This is a genomic window from Kitasatospora sp. NPDC056531, from assembly GCF_042794375.1.
Lineage (GTDB): Bacteria > Actinomycetota > Actinomycetes > Streptomycetales > Streptomycetaceae > Kitasatospora.
In genome coordinates this window covers 1-26,249 of record NZ_JBHTTU010000091.1, presented here as the reverse complement: position 1 = coordinate 26,249, position 26,249 = coordinate 1, and the positions used below count along the sequence as shown (strand labels likewise).

General features: G+C 77.5%; 3 protein-coding genes. All 3 read right to left on the bottom strand.

Going from position 1 to position 26,249, the window contains the following annotated elements; all coding sequences use genetic code 11:
- Positions 1–1,130: beta-ketoacyl synthase N-terminal-like domain-containing protein (locus ACFQ87_RS37710; protein WP_380615459.1), on the bottom strand; the 1,130-nt coding region annotated here is incomplete at its 3' end.
- Positions 1,131–1,267: 137 nt separating this feature from the next.
- The gene (locus ACFQ87_RS37705) at positions 1,268–11,539 is read right to left on the bottom strand and encodes a type I polyketide synthase (RefSeq protein ID WP_380615458.1); all 10,272 of its coding nucleotides are present in this window, start codon (positions 11,537–11,539) and stop codon (positions 1,268–1,270) included.
- Between the two features lie 61 nt (positions 11,540–11,600).
- Complete coding sequence (locus ACFQ87_RS37700; RefSeq protein WP_380615457.1) at positions 11,601–26,237, bottom strand: SDR family NAD(P)-dependent oxidoreductase; 14,637 nt, start codon at positions 26,235–26,237, stop codon at positions 11,601–11,603.
- Positions 26,238–26,249: the final 12 nt, after the last annotated feature.

The following is a 26,249-nucleotide window of genomic DNA, read 5'->3' as shown; positions in this document are numbered from 1 at the left end:
ATCACACCCGCCACACCCGCCGCCGCCTGGGTATGACCGATGTTCGACTTCACCGACCCGAGCCACAACGGCTCACCGGCCCGCTCCCGCCCGTAGGTGGCCAGCAGCGCCCGCGCCTCGATCGGGTCACCCAGCGTCGTCCCCGTCCCGTGCGCCTCCACCACGTCCACCTCGTCCGTGGAGAGCCCCGCGTTCACCAACGCCGCCCGGATCACCCGCTCCTGCGACGGACCGTTCGGCGCGGACAGCCCGTTGGACGCACCGTCCTGGTTCACCGCCGAACCCCGCACCACCGCCAGCACCCGGTGCCCGTTGCGCACCGCGTCCGACAGCCGCTCCACGAGCAGCAGACCCACGCCCTCACCCCAGCCGGTACCGTCCGCCGCCGCCGCGAACGGCTTGCAACGGCCGTCCGACGCCAGCCCGTTCTGCCGGGAGAACTCCACGAAGGCGGTCGGCCGGGCCATCACGGTCACCCCGCCGGCCAGCGCCAGGTCGCAGTCCCCCGCCCGCAGCGCCTGCGCCGCCGTGTGCAGGGCGACCAGGGACGAGGAGCAGGCCGTGTCCACAGTCACTGCCGGGCCCTCCAGGCCGAGCACGTACGAGATCCGGCCCGAGACCACGGACATCGAGCCGCCGGTCACCCGGTGGCCCGCCACCGCCGGCGCGTCGTCCCGGCGGCCGCCGCCGTAGCCGAGCGCGGAGGCGCCGACGAAGACGCCCGTCCGGCTGCGCCGTAGCGAGAGCGGGTCGATGCCGGCGCGTTCCACGGTCTCCCAGGCGGTCTCCAGCAGCAGGCGCTGCTGCGGGTCCATCGCCAGCGCCTCGAAAGGCGAGATGCCGAAGAAGTCCGCGTCGAACTCGGCCGCGTCGTAGACGAATCCGCCCTGCCGGGTGTCGGAGCCGGGGGTGGCGTCTCCCCCGGGCCCGGTCTCCCAGCCCCGGTCGGTCGGGAAGTCGGAGATCGCGTCGGTGCCCGCCGCCACCAGCCGCCACAGGTCCTCGGCGGACCGGACGCCGCCGGGCAGTCGGCAGCCGGTCGCGACGATCGCGATCGGCTCCCGGGCGGCCTCTTCGGCCTCCCGCAGCCGCTGCTTGGTCTCGCGCAGGTCCGCGGCGGTCATCCGCAGGAAGTGGCGGAGCTTCTCCTCGTTCGACCCGCTGGACGGGTTCGACCCGCTGGGCGGGTTCGGCGCACTCGGCGCGGTGGACTCGGTGGACATGTGCGTACCCCTGTCGGTTCGAGATATCCGGTGTGGACGGCTGCTCAGGAGATCCCGAACTCCTCCCCGAGGATGTCGAACATCTCGTCGTCGCTGGCGGTGTGCAGGTCGCGGCCGGTGGCGGCCGGCGGACGCGGCCCGCCGCGCAGCCGGTCCGCGAGTTCGGTCAGCCGGGCGGCGACGCGGTCACGGTCCGCGGCTCCGGACAGCGCCGCCAGGCCGGCCTCCAGCCGGTCCAGTTCGTCGAGCGCCGACACGTCCCGCGCGGTGTCGTCGAAGAGCTCGACGCCGAGGTGGGTGGCCAGCGCCTGCGCCGTCGGGTGGTCGAAGACCAGCGTGGTCGGCAGGTCCAGCCCGGTGGCCGCGACGAGCCGGTTGCGCAGGCCGACGGCGGCCAGCGAATCGAACCCGAGGTCGCGGAACGGCCGTTCGGGCTCGATCTCGGCCGGGTCGGCGTGGCCCAGCTGGGCGGCGACCTCGGCGCACACCAGGGCGACGAGTTCGCCGTGGCGGTCGGCGGCGGACAGTCGGGCGAGGCGTTCGCGCAGCAGCTCGGGCGCCCGGGCGTCGGCGCCCGGCTGCGGCTCGGCCGGCGCCGGGGTCTCGGCGGCGGCGAGCTCCGCGATCAGCGGGCGCGGGCGGGCGGCGGTGTAGCCGACCGCGAAGCGCCGCCAGTCGAGGTCCGCGACGGTCACCCGGTCCAGGTCCTCGTCCACGGCCTGGCGCAGCGCTTCAAGGGCGAGTTCGGGGTCCATCGCCGCCACCCCGATCCGGTCGAGCGCCGCCGAGACGGTCTCGTCGTCGGACATCCCGCCGCCCGCCCAGCGGCCCCAGGCGACGGCGGTGGCGGCCCGGCCCTCGCCCCGGCGCCGGGCGGCGAGCGCGTCGAGGTAGGCGTTGGCCGCCGCGTACGCACCCTGGCCGGCGCCGCCCCAGACGCCGGCGCCCGAGGTGAAGAGCACGAAGGTCTCCGGTTCGTCGGCGCGCAGCAGTTCGTCCAGTGCGAGGGCGCCGCCGACCTTGGCGGCGACCGCCTCGGCGATGGACTCGCGGGTCATCCGGTCGAGCGGCCCGCCGACCTCGGCGCCCGCCGCGTGGACCACGGTGTCCACCCGCAGTCCCCGGCCGCGCAGGGCGGCGAGCAGCGCGGCAACCGCCTCGCGGTCGCTCACGTCGCAGACGGCGATCTCCACCTCGGCGCCGGCCGCCGTCAGCTCCTCGCGCAGTTCCGCGGCCCCCGGTGCGGCCTCGCCGCGCCGGCCGGCCAGCACGAGGTGCTCGGCGCCGGCCCGGAGCAGCCACCGGGCGACGTGCCCGCCGAGCGCCCCGGTGCCGCCGGTGACCAGCGCGGTGCGCCCGGGGTGCCAAGGGATGTCCCGACGAGGGGCGTCCTCGGCGTGCGGGAACCGGGCGAGGCGCCGGACGAAGGTGCCGAGCGGGCGGATCGCGATCTCGTCCTCCGCCGTGCCGGCGCCGAGCACGGCCGCCAGGATCGCGGCGGAGCGTTCGTCGACGGCCTCGGGCAGGTCGACCAGGCCGCCCCAGCGGTCGGGGTGTTCGAGGCCCGCGACGCGGCCGAGCCCCCAGAGGGCGGCGGCCACCGTACTGACCGGGGGTTCGCCGAGGGGGGATGCCGCGCCCCGGGTGGCGCACCAGAGCGGTGCGTCGAGTCCGGCGTCGCCGAGGGCCTGGACGAGCGTGGCCAGCGCGTTCAGCGCGGGGGTCGGGTCGGCCTGTGCCGGCCCCGGGTCGGGCAGCACCAGGACCGCGGCGGGCGCGGTCTCCCGCAGCCAGGCGGCGAGGTCGGCGCGCTCGGTCGGCACCCGGTCGGGCTCGGGGGCGAGCGTCTCGGCGCCGGCCCCGGTGAGCGCGTCCGCCACCGTGGCACGCAGTTCACCGCCGTCCGGGGCGAGGACGAGCCAGCGCCCGGTGAGCCGGCCGGGCACGGCGGGGGCGTCCGTCCACGGCTCCCACCGTTCGGTGTAGCGCCAGGAGCGGACCACGGTGTCGGCCCGCCGGCGGGTGCGCCAGGCGGCCAGCGCGGGCAGGACCTCGTGCAGCGGTGCGTCCTCGGGGACGTCGAGCAGCGCGGCGAGGCCCGTCGCGTCGGCGGCGGTGACGGTGTCCCACAGGGTGCCGTCGACCGGGTCTCCGCTCGGGGCGGCGGAGCGCTTGGCGCGGCCCGGCAGCGCGGTCCCGCTGTCGGGGTCGAGCCAGTAGCGGCGGCCCTGGAAGGCGTAGGTGGGCAGGTCGACCCGGCCCGTGCCGCGCCGGTGCAGCAGGCCGGCCCAGTCCACCGGCACGCCGCGGACGAAGGCGGCGGCCAGTGCGGCGACCAGTTGGCGCGGACCGCCCTCGTCGCGCCGCAGGGTGTGCAGCACGGTGCCGGGGGCGGCGGCTTCGGCGATGAGGTCCTCCAGGGGGACGACGAGCCCGGGGTGCGGGCTGCACTCCAGGAACACGGTGTGCCCGTCCGCCAGGGCCGCGCGCACCGCCGTGTCCAGCCGGACGGTGCCGCGCAGGTTGTCGTACCAGTACGAGGCGGCCGGCGCGTCGGCGGAGCCGATCGCCGCACCGGTCACCGTCGAGTACATCGGCACCCGGCCCGGCAGCGGGGCGACGTCCCCCGACAGCGCCTGGAGGTCGTCGCGCAGCACGTCCATGTGCGCGGAGTGCGAGGCGTAGTCGACCGGGATCCAGCGTGCCCGTACGTCCTCGCGCTCGCAGTCGGCCGCGACCGCCGACAGTGCCTCGACGGACCCGGAGAGCACCAGGCTGGTCGGGCCGTTGACCGCGGCCAGCGACAACCGCTCGTCGTCGGCGAGGAACCGGGCGGCGCGCTCGACCGGGATTCCGACCGAGAGCATGCCGCCGCCGGTCCCGGAGACCCGCCGCAGCGCCTGGGCGCGCCGCGCCACGATCCGCGCCGCGTCCTCCAACGACAGGAAGCCCGCCACGTGCGCGGCCGCGATCTCCCCCTGGGAGTGGCCGATCACCGCGGCCGGCCGCACCCCGCACGACTCCCACCACCGCGCGAGCCCCACCATCACCGCGAACAACGCCGGCTGCACCACGTCCACCCGGTCCAGCAGCGCACCCGAACCGTCCCGCAACACCTCCACCAACGACCAGTCCGTCAGCGGATCCATCACCGCCGCGCACTCTTCGACGGCAGAGGCGAACACCTCGCTGGACGTGAGGAGTTCAGCGGCCATCCCCGCCCACTGCGACCCCTGCCCCGGGAACACGAACACCGGTCCGGTGACGGTGGCGCCGGGGCCGCCCGCGTCGCCCGGGAGCGCGTTCGGGGCGGTGGAGGCCGTACCGTCCGCCACCGCCCGCAGGCCGGCGGCGATCTCGGCACCGTCGCGGCCCCAGACCACCGCACGGCGCTCCAGGGTGGCGCGCCCGGCGGCCAACGACCAGGCCGCGTCGGTGAGTTCGGTGTCCGGACGGGCGGTCAGCCACTGCCCGAGCCGCTCGGCCTGGTCCCGCAGCGCGCCCTCGGTCCGGGCCGAGAGCACCCAGGGCACCACCCCGGCCAGGCCCGCGGGCTCCTCGGCGGCCGGCCCGGCGGGGGCCTCGGCGGCGGGCGCCTGCTCCAGGATGACGTGCGCGTTGGTGCCGCTGATCCCGAACGAGGACACCGCCGCGCGGCGCGGGCGGTCCAGCTCGGGCCAGGGACGGCCCTCGGCGAGCAGTTCGACCCGGCCGACCGTCCAGTCGACGTGCGAGGTCGGCGCGTCGACGTGCAGGGTCTTCGGCAGCACGCCGTGGCGCATCGCCATCACCATCTTGATCACGCCGGCGACGCCGGCCGCGGCCTGGGTGTGGCCGAAGTTCGACTTGACCGAGCCGAGCCAGAGCGGCCGGTCCTCGGGGCGGTCCTGACCGTAGGTGGCGAGCAGCGCCTGGGCCTCGATCGGGTCGCCGAGCACCGTACCGGTGCCGTGCGCCTCCACGGCGTCGACGTCGGCCGTGGACAGCCGCGCGTTGGCCAGCGCCTGGCGGATCACCCGTTGCTGGGAGGGGCCGTTGGGGGCGGTGAGGCCGTTGGAGGCGCCGTCCTGGTTGACCGCCGAGCCGCGGACGATCGCCAGCACGGGGTGCCCGTTGCGGCGGGCGTCGGAGAGCCGTTCCAGCAGCAGCATGCCGATGCCCTCGCCCCAGGCGGTGCCGTCCGCGCCGTCCGCGAAGGACTTGCAGCGGCCGTCCGGGGCCAGCCCGCGCTGGCGGGCGAACTCCACGAACACGCTCGGGGTCGACATGATCGTCACCCCGCCGGCCAGCGCGAGGTCGCACTCCCCGGTGCGCAGCGCGTGGCTCGCCCAGTGCAGCGACACCAGCGAGGAGGAGCAGGCCGAGTCGACGGTGACGGCCGCGCCCTCCAGCCCGAGGGTGTAGGCGACGCGCCCGGAGGCGACGCCGAAGGAGTTGCCGTTGCCGATGTACGCCTCCAGTTCGTCGTCGACGTCCTGGACCCGGCCGGCGGCGTAGTCCGAGTACATCAGTCCGGCGAAGACGGAGGTGTTGCTGCCGCGCACGGAGAGCGGGTCGATGCCGGCCCGTTCGAAGGCCTCCCAGGAGGTCTCCAGCAGCAGGCGCTGCTGCGGATCCATGGCGAGCGCCTCGCGCGGCGAGATCCCGAACAGCTCGGAGTCGAAGCGGTCGATGCCGCGCATGAACGCGCCCTCTCGGGTGTAGCAGCGCCCGGAGCGGTCCGGGTCCGGGTCGTACAGCTCGGCGAGGTCCCAACCGCGGTCGGTGGGAAGCGGCGAGACCGTGTCCACGCCGTCGGCCACGCAGCGCCAGAGGTCCTCGGGGCTCGCGATGCCGCCGGGGAAGCGGCAGCTCATGGCGACGATCGCGATCGGCTCGTCCACCACCCGGGCCGGGGCGGCGGCCGGGGATCGGCCATGCTCGGGAAGGCTGAGCAGCTCGGGAAGGCTGAGCAGTTCGGTGCGCAGGAAACGGGCCAGGGCGGTGGCGCTGGGGTAGTCGAACAGGACGGTCGCCGGGAGCCGCAGGCCGGTCGCGGTGTTGAGGCGGTTGCGCATCTCCAGCGCGGTCAGCGAGTCGAAGCCCAGCTCGGTGAAGGCCCGGTCGGCGCCGACCGACTCGGTGCCGGAGTGCCCGAGGACGACGGCGGCCTGCCGGCGGGTCAGGTCGGTGAGCAGTTGGACCTGCTCGGCCTCGGGGCGGCCGGCCAGGCGCTGGACGAGCCTGCGGGCCTCCTCTCCGCCGGCCCGGCGCCGCGCGGGGACCAGTGCGCTGAGGATGGCCGGCAGTTCGTCGAACCGGCGCAGCGCGGCCAGGTCGAGCCGGACGGGGGCGAGCAGCGCCTCGCCCTGGACGAGGGCGGCGTCGAACAGGGCGAGGCCCTGCTCCGCGGAGAGCGGGAGCACGCCGCTGCGGTCGATGCGGTGGCGGTCGGTGGCGGTGAAGTCCTCCCGCATCAGGCCGCTCTCCTCCTCCCACAGGCCCCAGGCCAGCGAGACGCCGGGCAGGCCGGCCGCCCGCCGGTGCTGGGCGAGGCCGTCCAGGAAGGCGTTGCCGGCCGCGTAGTTGGCCTGGCCCCGGCTGCCGATGACGCCGGCGACGGAGGAGTAGAGCACGAAGGCGGTCAGGTCGAGGTCGCGGGTGAGCTCGTGGAGGTGGACGGCGGCGTCCACCTTGGGGCGCAGCACCGGGCCGACGCGCTCGGGCGTCAGCGCGGCGATCACGCCGTCGTCCACGGTTCCGGCGGTGTGCACCACGGCGCGCAGCGGGTGCTCCGCGGGGACGGCGGCGAGCAGGGCGGCCAGGGCCGCCCGGTCCGCGACGTCGCAGGCCGCCACCTCGACGGTGGCGCCCAGGGCGGTGAGTTCGGCGGCGAGTTCCCCGGCACCGGGGGCGCCCGGGCCGCGCCGGCTGGTCAGCAGCAGCCGGCGGACGCCGTGTGCCACGACCAGGTGCCGGGCGACGAGGGCGCCGAGCGCGCCGGTGCCGCCGGTGACGAGGACGGTCCCGTCCGGGTCGAAGGCGGGCCGGGCGGCCTCGTCGAAGGTGGTACGGGCGATCCGCGGGGCGTACAGGGTGCCGGCGCGCAGGGCGAGTTGGGGTTCGCCGGTCTGGGCGGCGGTCGCGGTGGCGGAGGCGAGGGCGGGCACCGAGGCCGGGTCGTCGTCGAGGTCGACCAGGACGATCCGGTCCGGGTTCTCGGACATGGCGGAGCGCACCAGGCCGCCGACCGCGGCGGCCGCGGTGTCGCGCACCGGGTCGTCGGTGCCCACCGAGACCGCCCCTCGGGTCACCACGGCCAGCCGCGCAGCGGCCAGGCGCGGGTCGGCGAGCCAGGTCTGGACGGTGTCCAGGGCGCGGACGACGGCGGCGTGCACGTCCTCGGCGGGCGGCAGACCGGGGGCCTCGGCGGCGGGCCAGGGCAGCACGACCACGGCCGGGGCGGGCAGGCCGTCGTCCAGGGCCCGCGCGAGGTCCGCGAGGTCGGTGTACCGGGAGGCGTCCAGGCCGGGGACGAGCTCGCCATCCCCGAACGCCGCAGCCCCGACCACCGCGCAGGCGTCGGCGGCGGGGGCCGCGGGCTGCGCCGGGTGGGGCAGAGCGGTCCAGCGCACGGCGTACAGCGGTTCCTGACGGGCCGTGGCGGCGGCGCGCAGCTTCTCCGGGGAGACCGGCCGCACGGACAGCGAGCCGACCTCGGCGATCGGCCGGCCGTGGGCGTCGGCGAGGGTCAGTGCGACGGCCTCCGGGCCGGTGCGCCGAAGCCGCGCCCGCGCCGCCGCGGCGCCGGGGGCGAACAGGCGCACGTCGCGCCAGGAGAACGGGAGCGAGACCTGTCCGGCTCCGGGGTCGGTGCGGTCGGCGAAGGCCGCGATGCCGAGCAGGTGCTGGGTGGCGTCCATCAGCGCCGGGTGGACGCCGAAGCGGTCGGCGTCGTGGGCGACGGCCTCGGGCAGCGCGATCTCCCCGTACACCTCCTCGCCGAGCCGGGTGGCGGCGCGCACGCCGAGGAAGGCCGGGCCGTAGGCGACGCCGGTGTCGGCGAGCCAGTCGTAGAAGCCGTCGAGCGGGACGGCGGCCGCGTCGACCGGTGGCCACGCCGGCAGCTCGGCGGGTGCGGCCTCGCCGGCGCGGGCCAGGGTGCCGACGGCGTGGCGGGTCCACGGCTCGGCGGTGTCCCCCGTGTCGGGCCGCGAATGGATCGCGACGGCCCGCCGGCCGTCCCGGTCCGGGGCCTCCAGCCACAGCTGGAGCTGGAGGGCGCCGCGCTCGGGCAGGACCAGCGGGGCTTCCAGGGAGAGTTCCTCGACGAGTTCGCAGCCGGCCCGCCGGCCCGCGTGCAGGGCGAGCTCCAGGAAGGCCGTGCCCGGGAGCAGCACGGTGCCGAGCACGACGTGGTCGCCGAGCCACGGGTGGCTGTCGAGCGAGAGCAGGCCGGTGAACAGCGAGCCGTGCCCGTCCGCGAGTTCGACCATGGCACCGAGCAGCGGGTGGTCCGCCGCGCCCTGCCCGAGGCCCGTCGCGTCGGTGACCCCGACGCCCGCGTCCAGCCAGAAGCGGCGGCGCTCGAAGGCCTGGGTGGGCAGCTCGACCCGGCGCCGGCCGAGCGCGGCCGGGTCGGTGGCGGCGCCCGCGGTGAGGGCCGCCCAGTCCACCGCCGCACCGCGCACGAAGGCCCGGCCGAGCGCCGTCAGGACACCCCGGGCGGTGGGACCCTCGCGGTCGGCGGTGGGGATGACGGCGACCGTCCCGTCGGCTTCCTCGGCGGCGAGGCACTCGGTGGCCATCGGGGTCAGGACGGCCCCGGGGCCGAGTTCGACGAACTCCGTCGCCCCGGCCGCCCGCAGCGCGCCGACCGCGTCGGCGAAGCGGACGGTGCCGCGCAGGTTCGCGATCCAGTGGGCCGGATCGCGCAGGCGCTCGGGGTCCGTGATCCCGCCGGTGACGGTGGAGGCGAGCGGGATCCGCGCGCGGCGCGGGCGCAGCCCGTCGAGCGCGGTGGCGAACTTCTCCAGCACCGGGTCCATCAGCTCGGAGTGGAAGGCGTGCGAGACCCGCAGCCGCGCGTGCCGCCAGCCCCGTTCCGCGCAGACGGCGCGGACCCGCTCCACGGCCTCGGCGGTGCCGGAGACCACCACGCTCGCGGGCCCGTTGACGGCGGCGAGCCCGACCCCGGCGAGCGGGGCCAGGACGGCGGCGGCCTCGGCCTCGCTGGCCCCGACCGCGAGCATCGCGCCGCCGGCCGGCAGCGCGCCCATCAGCCTGGCGCGGGCGGCGACCAGGGTGACGGCATCGTCCAGGGTGAGCACCCCGGCCACGTGCGCGGCGACGATCTCGCCCAGCGAGTGGCCGGCCACGAAGTCGGGTGCCGGCGCCCACGCGGTCCACAGCCGGTAGAGGGCCACCTCGTAGGCGAACAGGGCCGGCTGGGCGACGCCGGTGTCCTCGGGCTCCTCCCCGCCGGGCTCGCCGAGCAGCGCCTCGCGCACGGAGAACGGCGTCACGGCCTCGAAGGCGGCGCAGACCTCGTCCAGCGCGGCGGCGAACACCGGGAAGGCCTCGTACGCCTCGCGCGCGACGCCTCGGGTCCGGGTGCCCTGCCCGGTGAACAGGAGGGCGGTGCGCCCGGCGCGGCGCGGCGCGCCACCCTCCGGTGTGACGGCCTGCGGCGCGTCCGCGCCGCCGTCCGCTCCACCCTCCGCGACAGCGCCCAACCCAGCGGCCAGTTCGGCGATTTCGCTCCCGACCAGGACGGCCCGGTGGTCCAGTACGGCCCGTCCGGAGGCCAGCGACCAGGCGACGTCGGCCGGCCGGGCGTCGGGGTGCGTGAGCGCCCAGTCGCGCAGCCGGGCGGCCTGGGCGCGCAGCCCCGCCTCGGTGCGCGCGCACACCACCCACGGCACGGCGGCGGGCGGGGCCGCGTCGACCTCGTCGGTGCCGGGCGCCCGGTCCTCGGCCGGCTCCTCCTCGATGATCACGTGCGCGTTGGTGCCGCTGACCCCGAAGGAGGAGACGCCGGCCCGGCGCACCCGCTCCCCCGCCGGCCAGGCGACCGGCTCGGTCAGCAGCGCGACCCCGCCGGACGCCCAGTCGACCATGGGCGTGGGCTGCTCGGCGTGCAGGGTGCGCGGCAGCAGGCCGTGCCGCAGCGCCAGCACCGTCTTGATGACTCCGGCCACACCGGCGGCGGCCTGGGCGTGCCCGAGGTTGGACTTCACCGAGCCGAGCCTCAACGGCCGTTCCGGGGAGCGCCCCTGGCCGTAGGTGGCCAGCAGCGCCTGGGCCTCGATGGGGTCGCCGAGCACCGTGCCGGTGCCGTGGGCCTCGACCGCGTCCACGTCGGCCGGGGTCAGCCGGGCGCTGGCGAGGGCCTGACGGATCACCCGCTCCTGCGCGAGGTCGTTGGGCGCGGTCAGGCCGTTGGAGGCGCCGTCCTGGTTGACCGCCGACCCGCGCACCACCGCGAGCACGGAGTGCCCGTTGCGCCGCGCGTCGGAGAGCCGCTCGACCAGCAGCATGCCGACGCCCTCGCTCCAGCCGGTGCCGTCCGCCGCCGCCGAGAAGGACTTGCACCGCCCGTCCGCCGCCAGGCCGCGCTGGCGGGAGAACTCGTCGAAGGCGCCCGGGGTCGCCAGGACGGTGGCGCCGCCGGCCAGCGCGAGGTCGCACTCGCCGGCCCGCAGCGCCTGGCAGGCCAGGTGCAGGGCGACCAGCGAGGAGGAGCACGCCGTGTCGACGGTGACCGCCGCGCCCTCCAGGCCCAGGGTGTAGGCGATCCGGCCGGAGGCGACGCTGACCAGGCTGCCGGTGAGCAGGTGGCCTTCGACCTCCTTGGGGACGCTGGGCAGCCGGGACAGGTAGTCGCTCGCGATCACCCCGACGAAGACCCCGGTCCGGCTGCCGCGCAGCGAGGTCGGGTCGATCCCGGCCCGCTCGACCGCCTCCCAGGAGGCCTCCAGCAGCAGCCGCTGCTGGGGGTCCATGGCGAGTGCCTCGCGCGGCGAGATCCCGAAGAAGCCGGGGTCAAAGTCGGCCGCGTCGTCCAGGAACCCGCCCCGGTAGGAGGTGCCGGCCGCACTCTCGGCGTGCTCCCAGCCGCGCCCGGACGGGATGGCCGAGATGGCGTCGCCGCCGGTGCGCACCAGCTCCCACAGTTCCTCGGGCGAGGTGACCCCGCCGGGGTAGCGGCACTGCATGCCGACGATGGCGATGGGCTCGTGCCACCGGTCCTCGGCGTCGCGCAGCAGCGTCCGGGTCTCGTGCAGCTCATTGGCCGCACGGCGCAGGTAGTCGCGTAGTTGCTCTTCGTTCGCCATCGTTGGTCTGCTCCGTGAGTGTCCGCGAGGGACGGGGATGCCCCAGCCCCGTGAAAGGTGGTCAGCGATCGGCGCCGCGGTCGATGAAGTCGAACATCTCCTCGTCGGTGGCCGATCCGAACTTCTCTTGTGCGACTGGGATTTGGTGGTCCACCAGCTCGTCGGGACCGTCGCCGGCCAGCTCCCGGAGGCGCTGCACCGCCTTGGCCCGGTCCTGTTCGTCCAGCAGACCGAGCATCGCCTCGACCCGGTCGATCTCGCCGAGCACGGAGTCCCAGGAGACGGTGTGCTCGCGGCGCAGCAGGGTCCGCAGGTGGCGGCCGAGGGCGGCCGGGTTCGGGTGGCTGAAGACCAGCGTGGCCGGCAGGGCCAGCCCGGTCGCGGCGCGCAGCCGGTTGCGCACCGCGAGCGCGGTCAGCGAGTCGAAGCCGAGGTCCTTGAAGGCCGTCCCGGGGTCGATCTCCTCGGGGTCGGCGTGGCCGAGGACCGCGGCGGCGCCGGCCCGTACCAGGTCGACGAAGGCCTGCTCCTGCTCGTCCTCGGGCAGGTCCAGCAGGCGGGCGGCGAGAGCCGGGCCGGCCTCGGCGGGGCCGGCGGACGGAGCGCGCCGGCGGTCCGTCACCAGGCCGGCGAGCAGCGGCGCCACGTCCTCGTCGCCGCGGCGCACGGCCGCGGTGTCGACCGCGAGCGGGGCGAGCGCCGCCTCCGGGCGGCCGAGCGCCTCGTCGAGCAGGGCCATGGCCTCGCGTTCGCCGAGGGCCAGCAGCCCGTCCGGGCGGGTGTCGCCGGCCTCGGCGTCCGCGGCGGCCCACGGCCCCCAGGCGAGGGCGAGTCCGGGCAGTCCCTGGGCGCGCCGGTGCTGGGCCAGGGCGTCGAGGAAGGCGGCGCCCGCGGCCCGCCCGGCCCGGTCCGGGTCGCCGGCCTGGCCGGCCCAGGAGCCGTGCAGGACGAAGGCGGCGAGGTCCAGGTCCCGGGTCAGCTCGTGCAGGTGCCAGGCACCGTCGACCACCGGGCGCAGCACGGCCTCGGCAGCCTCCGCTCCGTCCGCGCCGTCCGTGCCGTCGGCTCCGTCCGCTCCGTCGGCTCCGTCGGCTCCGTCGGCGCGCGGGGCCTCGGCCGCGTGCACCACGGCGCGCAGCGGGTGCTCCGCCGGCACGGCGGCCAGCAGCTCGGCCAGGGCGTCCCGGTCGGCGGCGTCGCAGGTGGCGAGCTCGACGGCGGCGCCGAGGGCGGACAGCTCGTCGACCAGTTCGGCCGCTCCCGACGCGGTGAGGCCGGGGTCGGCGAGCAGCAGGCGGCGCACGCCGTGGGCGGCCACCAGGTGGCGGGCGGTGGCGGCGCCGAGGCGGCCGGCCGCGCCGGTCACCAGGACGGTGCCGTCCGTCGGGAGGTCCGGCGCCTCCACGCCGATTGCGGGCGCCCGGCCGAGCACCGGCACGAGGACCTGCCCGGCCCGGACGGCGAACTCGGTCAGGCCCGCCTCCACGGCTGCCGCCAGGGCCTGTGGGGAGGCGTCGTGCCCGTCCAGGTCGGCGAGGGCGATCCGCTCCCCGCCGGTCGAGCGCAGCAGCCCCCACAGTGCGGCGGCGGCCGGGTCGGCGACACGGTCGCCGGGTTCGGCGAGCACCGCGCCCCGGGTGACCAGCACCAGGCGGGCGCCCTCGAAGCGCCGGTCCGCCTCGTGCTCGCGCAGCACCGCGAGCACGGTGCGCACCCGGTCGCGGACGGCCTGCGGCAGCGGCTCACCGTCCGTCAGGGCGTCCGGCACCAGGGCGATCCGCGCAGGCACCGGCAGCCCGGCCGCCACCGCGGCGCCCAGGGCCGTCCAGTCGGGGTGGGCGCCGGCCCCGAGCTCGCGGGCGAGCAGGCCGGCGGCGCCGAGCACGGCCCAGGCCCCGCCGGACGCCTCGGCGACCGGCTGGTCCGGCGCCACCCACTCCAGCCGGGTCAGCGCCGGGCGCTCCCGGCCCGCCGCCCGCAGTTCGGCGGCCGACCAGGAGCTCAGCCCGACGGACTCGATCTCCGCGACGGACTGCCCCTGCTCGTCGGCGACGTGCACGGCCAGGGTGTCCGGGCCGGTGGCGCGCAGCGTGAGCCGGAGGGCCTGCCGTGCGCCGGGCACGGCGGTGACGCCACGCCAGGAGGACGGCAGGCGCACCTGTCCGTCGGCTGCGGGCTCGCCGGGGGCGAGGCCGAGCAGGGCCGCCTCCAGCAGCGCGGGGTGCAGGTCGAGCCGGGCGGTCTGCGCCTCGCCGCCGGTGTGGGCGGTCTCGGCGAACAGTTCCTCGCCGCGGTGCCAGGCGGCCCGCATCCCGGCGAAGGCCGGGCCGAGCCGCAGGCCGGTACGGGCGAGCCGTTCGTAGGCCTCCGCGACGGAGAGCGGGGCCGCGCCGATCGGCGGCCACTGCTCGGGGCGGGCGGTAGGGCGGTGGCCGCCGGGGGCCAGTGTGCCGGTGGCGTGCCGGATCCAGGGGGAGTCGGCGGGCGCGGACTCGGGCCGCGAGTGGACGCTGACGGTGCGGGCGCCGGTGCCGTCGGGCACCTCCAGGGCGACCTGGACCCGCACCCCGGCCGTCGCGGGCAGCACCAGTGGGGTGAGGACGGTGAGCTCCTCCAGCACCGGGCAGCCGCTCTCGCCGCCCGCCCGCAGCGCGAGGTCGACGAGGAGGGTGCCGGGCACCGCGGCGGAGCCGAGCGCGAGGTGGTCGGCCAGCCAGGGGTGCGTGGCGGTGGAGAGCCGCCCGGTGAACACCGTCCCGGAGCCGTCGGCGAGGTCGACGCCGGCGCCGAGAACGGGGTGCTCGACCGCGGACTGCCCCCAGCCGGAGCCGCCGGAGCCGGTGGTGGTACCGGGCTCGATCCAGTGGCGGCGGCGCTGGAAGGCGTAGCCGGGCAGGTCGACCCGGGTCGCGCCGTCGTGGGCGAGCAGCCCCGGCCAGTCGACGTCCAGCCCGCGGGCGTGGGCGTCGGACAGCGCGGTGACCAGCCGGTCCGCGCCGCCGTCGCCCCGGCGCAGGGTGCCCAGCACCGCCGCGGGGACGCCGAGGTCGTCGAGGGTGTCCCCGACCGGTACCAGCAGGCCGGGGTGCGGGCTGCACTCGACGAAGGCGTCGTGGCCGTCCGCCGCGGCGGCGCCGACCGCACTCTCGAACAGGACGGTGCGGCGCATGTTCTCGAACCAGTAGGCGGCGTCCATCGGGGTCGTGTCGTCCAGCAGCGCGCCGGTGACGGTGGAGTACATCGGGATGCGGCCCGGCAGCGGGCGCAGGTCCGCGAGCAGGCGGGTGATCTCCTCGCGGGCGGGGTCCATCTGCGCGGAGTGCGAGGCGTAGGCGGCCGGCACCCAGCGGGCGCGGGTGCCGGCCGCCTCGCAGCGGGCCATGATCGCGGCGAGGGCGTCCGCGTCGCCGGAGAGCACCACGCCGGTCGGGCTGTTCACCGCGCCGAGCGACACCCGGTCGGCGGCGCCGGCCGCATCGATCTCGGCGCGGGCCCGCTCCGGCGTCAGGGCCACCGCGAGCAGGCCGCCGTGGCAGGCGTCGACCGCCTGCACGGCCCGGACCCGCATCACCGCGACCCGGGCGGCGTCCGCCAGGGAGAGCCGACCGGCCACGTACGCGGCGGCGGCCTCGCCCTGGGAGTGGCCGATCACGGCGGCCGGGCGCACCCCGCAGGACTCCCACCAGCGGGCGAGGCCGACCATCACGGCGAACAGGACGGGGTGCAGCACCTCGACCCGGGCGAGGGTCTCCTCGGTGCGGGCGTCGGTGCCGCGCAGCACGTCGAGCAGCGACCAGCCGGTCACCAGCGGGTCGACGACCTCCGCGCACTCGGCCACCGCCTGCGCGAACACCGGGCTGACGTCGAGCAGTTCGGCCGCCATGCCCAGCCACTGGGAGCCCTGGCCGGGGAAGACGAAGACCGGTCCGGGGCCGGAGGCGAGCACGCCCGGAGCCTCCGTCGTTCCGTCGGCCACCTCGCCGAGGGAGGCGAGCAGTTCGGCGGTGTCGCGGCCGCGGGCCACCGCCCGGTGGTCGAAAGCGGCCCGGCCGGTGGCCAGCGACCAGGCGACGTCGGCGGGTTCGGCCTCCGGGTGCCGCAGGACCCAGTCCCGCAGCCGGGCGGCCTGGGCGCGCAGCGCCTCGCCGGTGCGGGCGGACAGCGGCCACGGCACCACGCCGGACACGCCGGCGGGCTTCTCGGCGACCGGCACGGCAGCCGGCGTGTCAGGCGCCTGTTCGAGGATGACGTGCGCATTGGTGCCGCTGACGCCGAAGGAGGAGACGGCGGCGCGGCGCGGGCGGCCGGTCTCCGGCCAGGCCCGGTGCTCGGTGGCCAGCGCGACGTGGCCGGACGCCCAGTCGACGTGCGGGGTCGGCTCGTCGGCGTGCAGGGTGCGCGGCAGTTCGCCGTGACGCAGGGCGAGCACCATCTTGAGCACGCCGGCGATGCCGGCGGCGGACTGGGTGTGGCCGATGTTGGACTTGATCGAGCCGAGCCAGAGCGGGCGGTCGGCGGTGTGCTCGCGCCCGTACACGGCGAGCAGGGCCTGCGCCTCGATCGGGTCGCCGAGCCGGGTGCCGGTGCCGTGCGCCTCGACGGCGTCGACGTCGGCCGGGGTGAGCCCGGCGTTGCCGAGCGCCTGGCGGATGACCCGCTGCTGGGACGGCCCGTTGGGCGCGGTGAGTCCGTTGGAGGCGCCGTCCTGGTTGGTCGCGGAGCCGCGCACGACGGCGAGGACGCGGTGCCCGTGGCGCCGGGCGTCGGAGAGCCGCTCGACCAGCACGAGGCCGGCGCCCTCGCCCCAGCCGGTGCCGTCGGCCGCCGCCGCGAACGGCTTGCAGCGGCCGTCCGGCGCCAGTCCGCGCTGGCGGCTGAACTCGACGAAGGCGTGCGGCGAGGTGAGCACCGCGACGCCGCCGGCGAGGGCCAGGTCGCACTCGCCGGAGCGCAGTGCGCTCGCCGCGAGGTGCAGGGCGACCAGGGAGGAGGAGCAGGCCGTGTCGACCGTGACGGCCGGGCCTTCGAGGCCGAGCACGTACGAGACCCGGCCGCTGATCACGCTGGTGGCGGTGCCGGTGAGCAGGTAGCCCTCCTGGCCCTCGGCCACCGCGCCCGAGGCGGTGTGGTAGTCCTGCGCCATCGCGCCGACGAACACACCGGTCGCCGAGCCGCGCAGCGAGGTGGGGTCGATGCCGGCGTGTTCGAAGGTCTCCCACGCGGTCTCCAGCAGGACGCGCTGCTGGGGGTCCATCGCGGCGGCCTCGCGCGGCGAGATGCCGAAGAACTCGGCGTCGAAGCCGACGGCGTCGTCGATGAAGCCGCCCTCGCGCACGTAGGACTTGCCGGGGCGGTCCGGGTCGGGGTCGAAGAGGGTGTCGAGGTTCCAGCCGCGGTCGCGCGGGAACGGCGTGACGGCGTCGACGCCCTCGGCGAGCATCCGCCACAGGTCGTGCTCGTCGGCGATGCCGCCGGGGTAGCGGCAGCCCAGGCCGACGATGACCACCGGGTCGTCGGCGGTGTCGGGGGTGCGCTGTGCGGGCAGGGCGGGCGCGGACTGCTCGGGGGAGCCGAGGAGTTCGGCGCCGATGTGCTCGGCGAGCGCCTCGGGGGTCGGATGGTCGAAGACCAGGGTGACGGGCAGCCGCAGCCCGGTCGCAGCGGTGAGCCGATTGCGCAGTTCTACCGCGGTGAGCGAGTCGAAGCCGAGCGCCTTGAACGGGCGGCCGCGCTCGACGGTCTCGGCGCCGGGGTGGCCGAGGACGGCCGCGGTCTCCTGGCGGACCAGGGTGGTGAGGGTCTGTCGGCGCCGGTCCTCGGGGAGCCGGGCGAGGCGCTGCGCGAAGGCGGCCGTGTCCGGGTCGGGGCCGGCGGCGGCCCGCCTGGGCCGGGGACGGACCAGGTCACGCAGCAGGGCGGGGACGTCGCCGGCCCCGCGCGGCGCGGCGAGGTCCAGGCGGGCGAGCACCGCGGCCGGGTGGTCGGCGGCGCGCGCGGCGTCGTACAGCGCGAGCGCGTCGTCGGTCTCCAGGGCGGCGACACCGGTGCGCGCGATCCGGTCGAGGTCGGCCCGGTCGAGGTGTCCGGTCATCCCGCTGGCCTGGGCCCACAGACCCCAGGCCAGCGAGGTGGCGGCCAGGCCCCGGGAGCGCCGGTGTTCCGCGAGCGCGTCCAGGTAGGCGTTGGCGGCCGCGTAGTTGGCCTGTCCGGCGCCGCCGAAGGTGCCCGCCATCGAGGAGAAGAGCACGAACTCGGCCAGTTCCCGGCCGAGGGTCAGCTCGTGCAGGTTCCAGGCGGCGTCCGTCTTGGGGCGCAGCACGCGGTCGAGCTGTTCGGGGGTGAGCGCGTGCAGGGCGGCGTCGTCGATGGCACCGGCCGCGTGCACCACGGCGGTGAGCGGGTGTCCGGCGTCGACGGTGGCGAGCAGTGCGGCCAGCGCGTCCCGGTCGGCGGCGTCGCAGGCCGCGATCCGCACCTCGGCGCCGAGGGCGGTGAGGTCGGCGGCGAGCTCGGCCGCGCCGTCGGCGGCCGGGCCGCGGCGGCTGGTCAGCAGCAGGTGCCGGGCGCCGTGCTCGGTGACGAGGTGGCGGGCGAGCAGGGCGCCGAGGGTGCCGGTGCCGCCGGTGATCAGGACGGTGCCGTGCGGGTCGGCGGCGGCGCCGGTGACGGTGGGCGGCAGGGTCAGCACGATCTTGCCGGTGTGCCGGGCCTGGCCGAGGTGGCGGAAGGCGGCGACGGCGTCGCGGACGTCCCAGGTGGTGACGGGCAGCGGGGCGAGCGTGCCGTCGGCGAACAGGGCGCCGAGTTCGGTCAGGATCTGCTGGATGCGGTCGGCGCCGGCGTCCATGAGGTCGAACGCCCGGTAGTCGGTGCCGGGGTGGGCGGCGATCACCGCGTCGCGGTCGCGGATGTCGGTCTTGCCCATCTCCAGGAACCGGCCGCCGGGGCCGAGCAGGCGCAGCGAGGCGTCGACGTAGGCCTGGGCCAGCGAGTTGAGCACGAGGTCGAAGCCCTGCCCGGCGCGGGCGGTGCGGAACCGCTCCTCGAAGTCGAGGTCGCGGGAGGAGGCGATGTGCTCGTCGTCCAGCCCGAGGGCGCGCAGGACCGGCCACTTGGCGGGCGAGGCGGTGCCGTGGACGTCCAGGCCCCAGTGGCGGGCGAGTTGCAGGGCGGCCATGCCGACCCCGCCGGTCGCGGCGTGCAGCAGCAGCGACTCACCCGGCCGGACCCGGCCGAGGTCGACCAGGCCGTAGTAGGCCGTGAGGTACACCACCGGCACGCTCGCCGCCTGCGGGTACGTCCAGCCGGCCGGGATCGGGGCGAGCAGGCGGCGGTCGGTCACCGCGAGCGGGCCGGTGCCGCCGGAGAACAGGCCCATGACGCGGTCGCCCGGCGCGAGGTCGTGGACCTCGGCGCCGACCTCGACCACCACGCCGGCGCCCTCACCGCCGGGCGGCCGGGTGTCGGTCACCATGCCGAGGGCGACCACGACGTCGCGGAAGTTGAGGCCCGCGGCGCGCAGCGCGACCCGGACCTCGCCGGGGGCGAGCGGGCGGACACCGTCCTCGTGGGGCACCAGGGCCAGGCCGTCGATGGTCCCGGTGCCGGTCAGGTCGAGGCGCCAGGCGACGGCGGCGGCGGGCACCGCGAGGCGCTCCGCCGGGCCGCTCCGGGCGAGCCGGGGCGCCGCCGCGGTGCCGGACCGCAGGGCGAGCTGGGGCTCGCCGGAGGCCAGGACCGCACCGAGGGCGGTGTGGGAGTCGGGGTGCCGGTCGAGGTCGACCAGCACGATCCGGCCGGGGTGCTCGGTCTGCGCGGAGCGCACCAGGCCCCAGACCGCGGCCGCGGCGAGGTCGTCGACCGCCTCCCCGTACGGTCCGGGGACGGCGCCGCGGGTGAGCACCACCAGCGGGGTGCCGGCGAACCGCTCGGTGGCGAGCCAGGACTGCAGGAACGCCAGCACCCGCCGGGTGGCGGTGTGGACGGCCTGCGGGCTGCCGTCTGTGGCGCAGGTGAGCGCGACGGCGTCCGGCAGCGGGGCGCCGGGGTCGAGCGCGGCCGGGTCGGCCAGCGTGGTGACGGCGGCGCCGGCCGCGCGCAGGGCCGTCTCGGCACCGAGCTCGTCGGGCCCGGCCAGCACCCAGTCGCCGAGCGGGGCCGGCTGCGGCAGCGTCAGCGGCGGCCAGGCGACGGGGTGGAGGCCCTCGGCGGCGCCGGTGCGGGCGGGGGCGAGGCCGTCCGCGGTGACCGGCCGGGAGAGCAGCGTTTCGACGGTGGCGACGGGCGCGCCGGCCGGGTCGGTCAGGGCGAGGGTGACGGCGTCCGGGCCGGTGCGGCCGAGCCGGACGCGCAGGGTGCGGGCGCCGACCGCGTACAGCCGCACACCCGTCCAGGCGAACGGGAGGCCGGTGCCCCGGCCCTCGCCGTCCGCGCCGTCGAGCGCCCCGGCGGTGTGCAGGGCGGCGTCGAGCAGCGCGGGGTGGAGCGCGAACCGCCCGGCGTCGTGGTCGTCCCCGGGCAGGGCGACCTCGGCGATCAGTTCGCCGCCGTGCCGCCAGGCGGCGCGCACCGCGCGGAACAGCGGGCCGTACTGGTAGCCGGCGGCGGCCAGCCGTTCGTAGAGGCCGTCGGTGTCCAGCGGTTCGGCGCCGGCCGGCGGCCACGCCCCGTCGTCGGCGGCGGGCTCCTCGCCCGGTCGGGCGGGCGCGAGGACGCCGGCGGCGTGCCGGGTCCACGGGCCCGGCACGGCGGTCTCGGGGCGCGCGTGCACGGTGAGCGCGCGGCGCCCGTCCTCGTCCGGGGCGTCGAGGTGGACCTGGAGCTGGACGGCCGCGCGCTCCTCCAGGGTCAGCGGCGCCTCCAGGGTGAGCTCCTCGATCACCGAGCAGTCGGCCGACTTCCCTGCCTGGAGGGCGAGTTCGACGAAGGCCGTGCCGGGGAGCAGCACGGTGCCGAGGACGGCGTGGTCGGCGAGCCAGGGGTGGGTGGGCAGCGAGATCCGGCCGGTGAGCAGGTGCCGGTCGTCCCCGGCCTGGGCGAGGGCGGCGCCGAGCAGCGGGTGGTCGGCGGAGCGCAGGCCCAGCCCCTGGGCGTCGGCGGCGGCCGGGGCGGGCTCCAGCCAGTAGCGCTCGCGCTGGAAGGCGTAGGTGGGCAGGTCGGTGCGCAGCGGCGTGCGGTGCGCGTGCAGCGCCGCCCAGTCGACGGGCACGCCGCGCACGGACAGGCCGGCCGCCGCGGTCAGCAGGCGGTGCAGGGTGCCCGCGTCGCGCTGGAGCGAGCCGACGACCAGGGCGTCCGTCCCGGCCTCCTGGGCGGTCTGCTCGACGGCCGGGGCCATCACCGGGTGCGGGCTGGTCTCGACCAGCGTGGTGTACCCGTCGCGCAGCAGCGCGCGGGTGGCCCGCTCGAAGACGACGGTCTCGCGCAAGTTGCGGTACCAGTACTCGGCGTCCAGCGCGGTGCCGTCGAGCGGCTCGCCGGTGACGGTCGAGTAGAACGCCACCGCCGGGGGCGCCACCGGAGTGATGTCGCCGATGCCGGCGAGGAGTTCGGCGCGAACGCGCTCGACGGCGGCGGAGTGCGCGGCGTAGTCGACCGGCAGCCGGCGGGTCCGCACGCCCTGGGCCTCACACCGCTCGCGCAGCTCGTCCAGGGCCGCGGCGTCGCCGGAGACGACCACCGCGCCCGGTCCGTTGACGGCCGCGATGCCGAGCCGGCCGGGCGAGGAGGCGATCAGCTCCTCCGCCTGTCCGGCCGTCGCGGCCAGCGACATCATGCCGCCGCCCGCGATGGCGCGCAGGGCCCGGCTGCGCAGCGCGACGATCCGGGCCGCCTCCTCCAGGGTGAGCGCGCCGGCCACCTGGGCGGCGGCGATCTCGCCCTGGGAGTGGCCGACGACGGCGGCCGGTTCGACGCCGAGCGAGCGCCACACCGCGGCGACGGACACCATGACGGCGAACAGCGCGGGCTGGACGACGTCGACGCGCTCCAGCGAGGGCGCGCCGGGGCGCTGCCGCAGCACGTCGAGCAGTGACCAGTCGGTGTGCGGGGCGAGGGCGGCGTCGCAAGCACGGATGCGCTCGGCGAACACCGGGGACTCGTCCAGCAGCCGGGCACCCATGCCCGCCCACTGCGAACCCTGCCCGCCGAACACGAAGACCGTCCGGCCGGGCTGCCCGGCGGTGCCGGTGACGAGCCCGGGATGTGCCGCGCCGGTGCTCAACGCGTCGAGTCCGGCGAGGAGTTCGGCCGGATCGGCGGCGACGAGCACGGCGCGGTGGTCGAGCGCGGCGCGGGTGGTGGCGAGCGCGTGGGCGGTGTCGGCGGGCCGGATGGCGGGGCGCGCCGCCAGGTGGGCGCGGAGCCGGCCGGCCTGGTCCCGCAGGGCGGCCGGGGTCGCGCCGGACAGCGGCCAGGCCAGCGCGGCCTGGTCCGGCTCGGGGAGCGGGGCCGCGGCCTCCTCGACCGGGTCGCCCTGCTCCAGGATCACGTGCGCGTTGGTGCCGCTGACACCGAAGGAGGACACCCCGGCCCGGCGGGGCCGGCCGGACTCCGGCCAGTCCGCCGGCTCGGTGAGCAGCGAGACGGCGCCGGCCGACCAGTCGACGTGCGGGGAGGGCGCGTCCACGTGCACGGTGGCGGGCAGTTCGCCGTGCCGCATCGCCATGATCATCTTGATCACGCCGGCCACCCCGGCGGCGGCCTGGGTGTGGCCGAGGTTGGACTTCACCGAGCCGAGCCGCAGCGGCCGTTCGGCCGGCCGGTCCTGGCCGTAGGTGGCGAGCAGCGCGTGGGCCTCGATCGGGTCGCCGAGGGCGGTGCCGGTGCCGTGCGCCTCGACCGCGTCGACCTCGGCCGGGGTGAGCCCGGCCTGAGCCAGCGCGGCGCGGATCACCCGCTCCTGGGCGAGGCCGTTGGGCGCGGCCAGGCCGTTGCTGGCGCCGTCCTGGTTGACCGCACTGCCCCGGACCACCGCGAGGACGGGGTGGCCGTTGCGCCGCGCGTCGGAGAGCCGTTCGACCAGCAGCATGCCGATGCCCTCGCCCCAGGCGGTGCCGTCGGCGCCGGCCGCGAAGGACTTGCAGCGCCCGTCCGGGGCCAGGCCCCGCTGGCGGGAGAACTCCACGAAGGTCGCCGGGCTCGACATCACCGTCACCCCGCCGGCCAGGGCGAGGTCGCACTCCCCCTGGCGCAGCGCCTGGCAGGCCAGGTGCAGCGCGACCAGCGAGGACGAGCAGGCGGTGTCGACCGTCACCGCCGGGCCCTCCAGTCCCAGGGTGTAGGCGACCCGCCCGGAGGCGATGCTGCCGGCACTGCCGTTGCCGAGGTAGCCGTCGACGCCCTCGGGGGCGCCGGCCAGCCGGGACGCGTAGTCGGCGTACATCAGGCCGGCGAAGACCCCGGTGCGGCTGCCGCGCAGCGAGCGCGGGTCGACGGCCGCCCGCTCGATCGCCTCCCAGGAGGATTCCAGCAGCAGGCGCTGCTGCGGGTCCATGGCCAGCGCCTCGCGCGGCGAGATGCCGAAGAAGCCGGGGTCGAAGCGGTCGGCGTCGTACAGGAAGCCGCCCTCGCGGACGTACGAGGTGCCGGGGTGGTCCGGGTCGGGGTGGAACAGGTTCGCCACGTCCCAGCCGCGGTTGTCGGGGAAGGCCCCGATCGCGTCGGTGCGCTCGTGCACCAGCCGCCAGAGGTCCTCCGGGCTCGCCACCCCGCCGGGGTAGCGGCAGCTCGCGGCGACGATCGCGATCGGCTCGTCGCTCACCCGGGCCGGGGCCGCGGCGCGCGGGCGCTGCGGCGCGTCGAGCAGTTCGGCGCGCAGGTGCCGGCCGAGGGCGCTCGCGGACGGGTGGTCGAACAGCACGGTGGCGGGCAGTCGCAGGCCGACCGCGCCGTTCAGCCGGTTGCGCAGTTCGAGTGCGGCGAGCGAGTCGAGACCCAGCTCGCTGAACGCGCGGTCCGGGTCGATCGCCCCGCCGCCCGGGTGCCCGAGGACGGCGGCGGCGTGGGTGCGTACCAGGTCGACCAGCTGCCGTTCCTGCTCGGCCGCCGGGGCGGCGGCCAGCCGGCGGACCAGCGCGCGGCCGGTGCCGGAGCCTGCGTGCCCGGCACCGGGCCGGCGGGCGACCAGGCCGGCCAGCACGGGCGGCAGGTCGTCCCCGTCGAGGCGGGCCGGGTCGAGCCTGACCGGCGCCAGGACGGCCTCCGGCCGGGCCAGCGCCGCGTCGAACAGGGCGAGGCCGAGCCTGGTGTCGAGCGGCTCGACCCCGGAGCGGGCCATCCGCTGCCGGTCGGCCGCGCCGAGGCCGGCGGTGAGCGCGCTGTCCTGCTTCCACAGGCCCCACTGCAGCGAGACGGCGGGCAGGCCGAGGGAGCGGCGCCGCTGCGCGAGCGCGTCGAGCACCAGGTTGGCGGCGGAGTAGGCGGCCTGGCCGGGGTTGCCGGTGAGGCCGGCCGCCGAGGAGAACAGCACGAAGGCCCGCAGGTCCAGATCGGCCGTCAGCTCGTGCAGGTGCAGCGCCGCGTCGGCCTTGGGCCCCATGACGCGCGCCACCCGCTCGGGGGTCAGCGCCGGGAGCAGACCGTCGTCGACCACGGCCGCCAGGTGGACCACCGCGGTGAGCGGGTGCTCGGCCGGGACAGCCGCCAACACCCGCGCCAGCTCGGCGCGGTCGGCGACGTCGCAGGCGGCGAAGGTGGCCTGCGCGCCGGCCGCGGCGAGGTCGGCCCGCAGCTCCCCCGCCCCGGGGGCGTCGGCGCCGCGCCGGGACACCAGCAGCAGGTGCCGCACGCCGTACGCCGCGACGAGGTGTCGGGCCACCAGGGCGCCCAGGGCTCCGGTGCCGCCGGTGACCAGCACGGTGCCGTCACCCGCGAGCTCCGGCGGGGTCGGGGCGGCCGGGAGGGACCGCGCCCGGCGCAGCCGGGGCACCAGCAGGGCGGATCCGCGCAGCGCCGCCTCGGGCAGGGCGCCGGCCGCGGCGATCGCGTCGAGCCGGGCGTCGGCGGGTTCGGTGCCGTCCGGCTGCCCGCCGCCCGCCTCCAGGTCGAGGAGGGCGAAGCGGTCGGGGTGCTCCGAGCGCGCGGCCCGCAGCAGGCCCCACACCGCGGCGGCGGCCGGGTCGGGCACCTCGGCGGCGCCCTCGGCGAGCGCGGCGAGCGCGCCGCGGGTCCCGACCACCAGGCGGGCGGCGGCGAAGCGCTCGTCCGCGAGCCAGGCCTGCGCGACGGCGAGCGCCTCGTGCACGGCGGCCCGGACGGCCTCCGGCCCAGCGCCCGGGTCCTGGGCGGGCCGCGGGAGGAGCAGCACCGCGTCGGGCGGCGGCGCGCCGGCGTCCACCGCCGCGGCCAGCGCGGCGAGGTCCGGGTACCTGTGGGCGTCGAACCGGGCCGCGAACGCGGCCGGGTCCCGGTCCGGGTCCCGGTCGCTCCCGCCGCCCACGACCGCCCAGCGCGCGGGCGGTTCGACGGCCGGGGCCGGGGCCCAGTCCAGGTCGAAGAGGTGCTCGGTGGCGGGCGCCGCGACGGTCGGCAGCTGGTCACGGTAGAGCGCGCGCACCGTCAGGGTCTCGACCGAGAGCACGGCCCGGCCGTCCGCGTCCACCGCTTCGACGGCGATCGTGTCGGCGTCCAGCGGCAGCAGGCGCACCCGCAGCGCCCGGACGCCGCCCGCGTGCAGCTGAACACCGCGCCAGGAGAACGGCAGCCGCACCCGCGTGCCGGCGTCCTCGGCCGCCACGGCCGCCGAAGTCAGCCCGAGCGGATGCAGGGCGGCGTCGATCAGGGCCGGGTGCAGAGCAAACCGGCCGCCGGCCGCCTCCTCGGGGAGGGCGACCTCGGCGAACAGCTCGGGGCCGCGTTGCCAGGCCGCCCGCAGTCCGTGGAAGGACGGGCCGTAGCGCACCCCGGCGTCGGCCGCGTCGGCGTACAGCTCGTCCACTCCGACCGGCACCGCGCCGGCCGGCGGCCAGACGGCGAGTTCTTGAGCCTCCTGGTCATCCAGGCCGTCCTGTACGGGCGTCAGCGCGCCGGTGGCGTGCAGCGTCCAGGTGTCGTCCGGCTCGGCGGGCCCTTCGGTCCGCTCGGGGCGGGCGTGCACGGTGATCGGCCGCCGGCCGGACCCGTCGGGCGCGCCGACGGCGACCTGGACCTGCACTCCCCCGGCTTGCGGCACGGCCAGCGGCGCCACCAGCGTCAGTTCGTCCACGCGTGCGCAGCCGAGCCGGGCACCCGCGTGCAGCGCGAGTTCGAGGAAGGCCGCCCCGGGCACCAGCACGGTGTCGAGCACCGCGTGGTCGGCGAGCCACGGGTGGGTGTCCAGCGAGAGGCGCCCGGTGAACAGCGCGCCGTTGCCGTCGGCGAGGCCGACCACCGCGCCCAGCAGCGGGTGGTCCACCGCGCCCTGCCCCAGGCCGGCGGCATCGCCCGCGCCGGTGCCCGCGTCGAGCCAGAAGCGCTGCCGCTCGAACGCGTACGTCGGCAGCTCGCCGACGCGGCGGCGGGCGGTGCCCGCGTCGACGCCGGTCGGCGCCGTCCAGTCGACCGCTCCGCCGCGGACGAACAGCCGGGCCAGCGCCGTCTGCAGGGTTTCGACGCGGTCGCGTCCCCGGTGTTGGGCAGGGATGGTGGCGGCGTCGGTGCCGGCCGTGCACTCGGCGACCATCGGCGTCAGCGCCGCCTCCGGACCGAGCTCCACGAACACCGATGCGCCCTC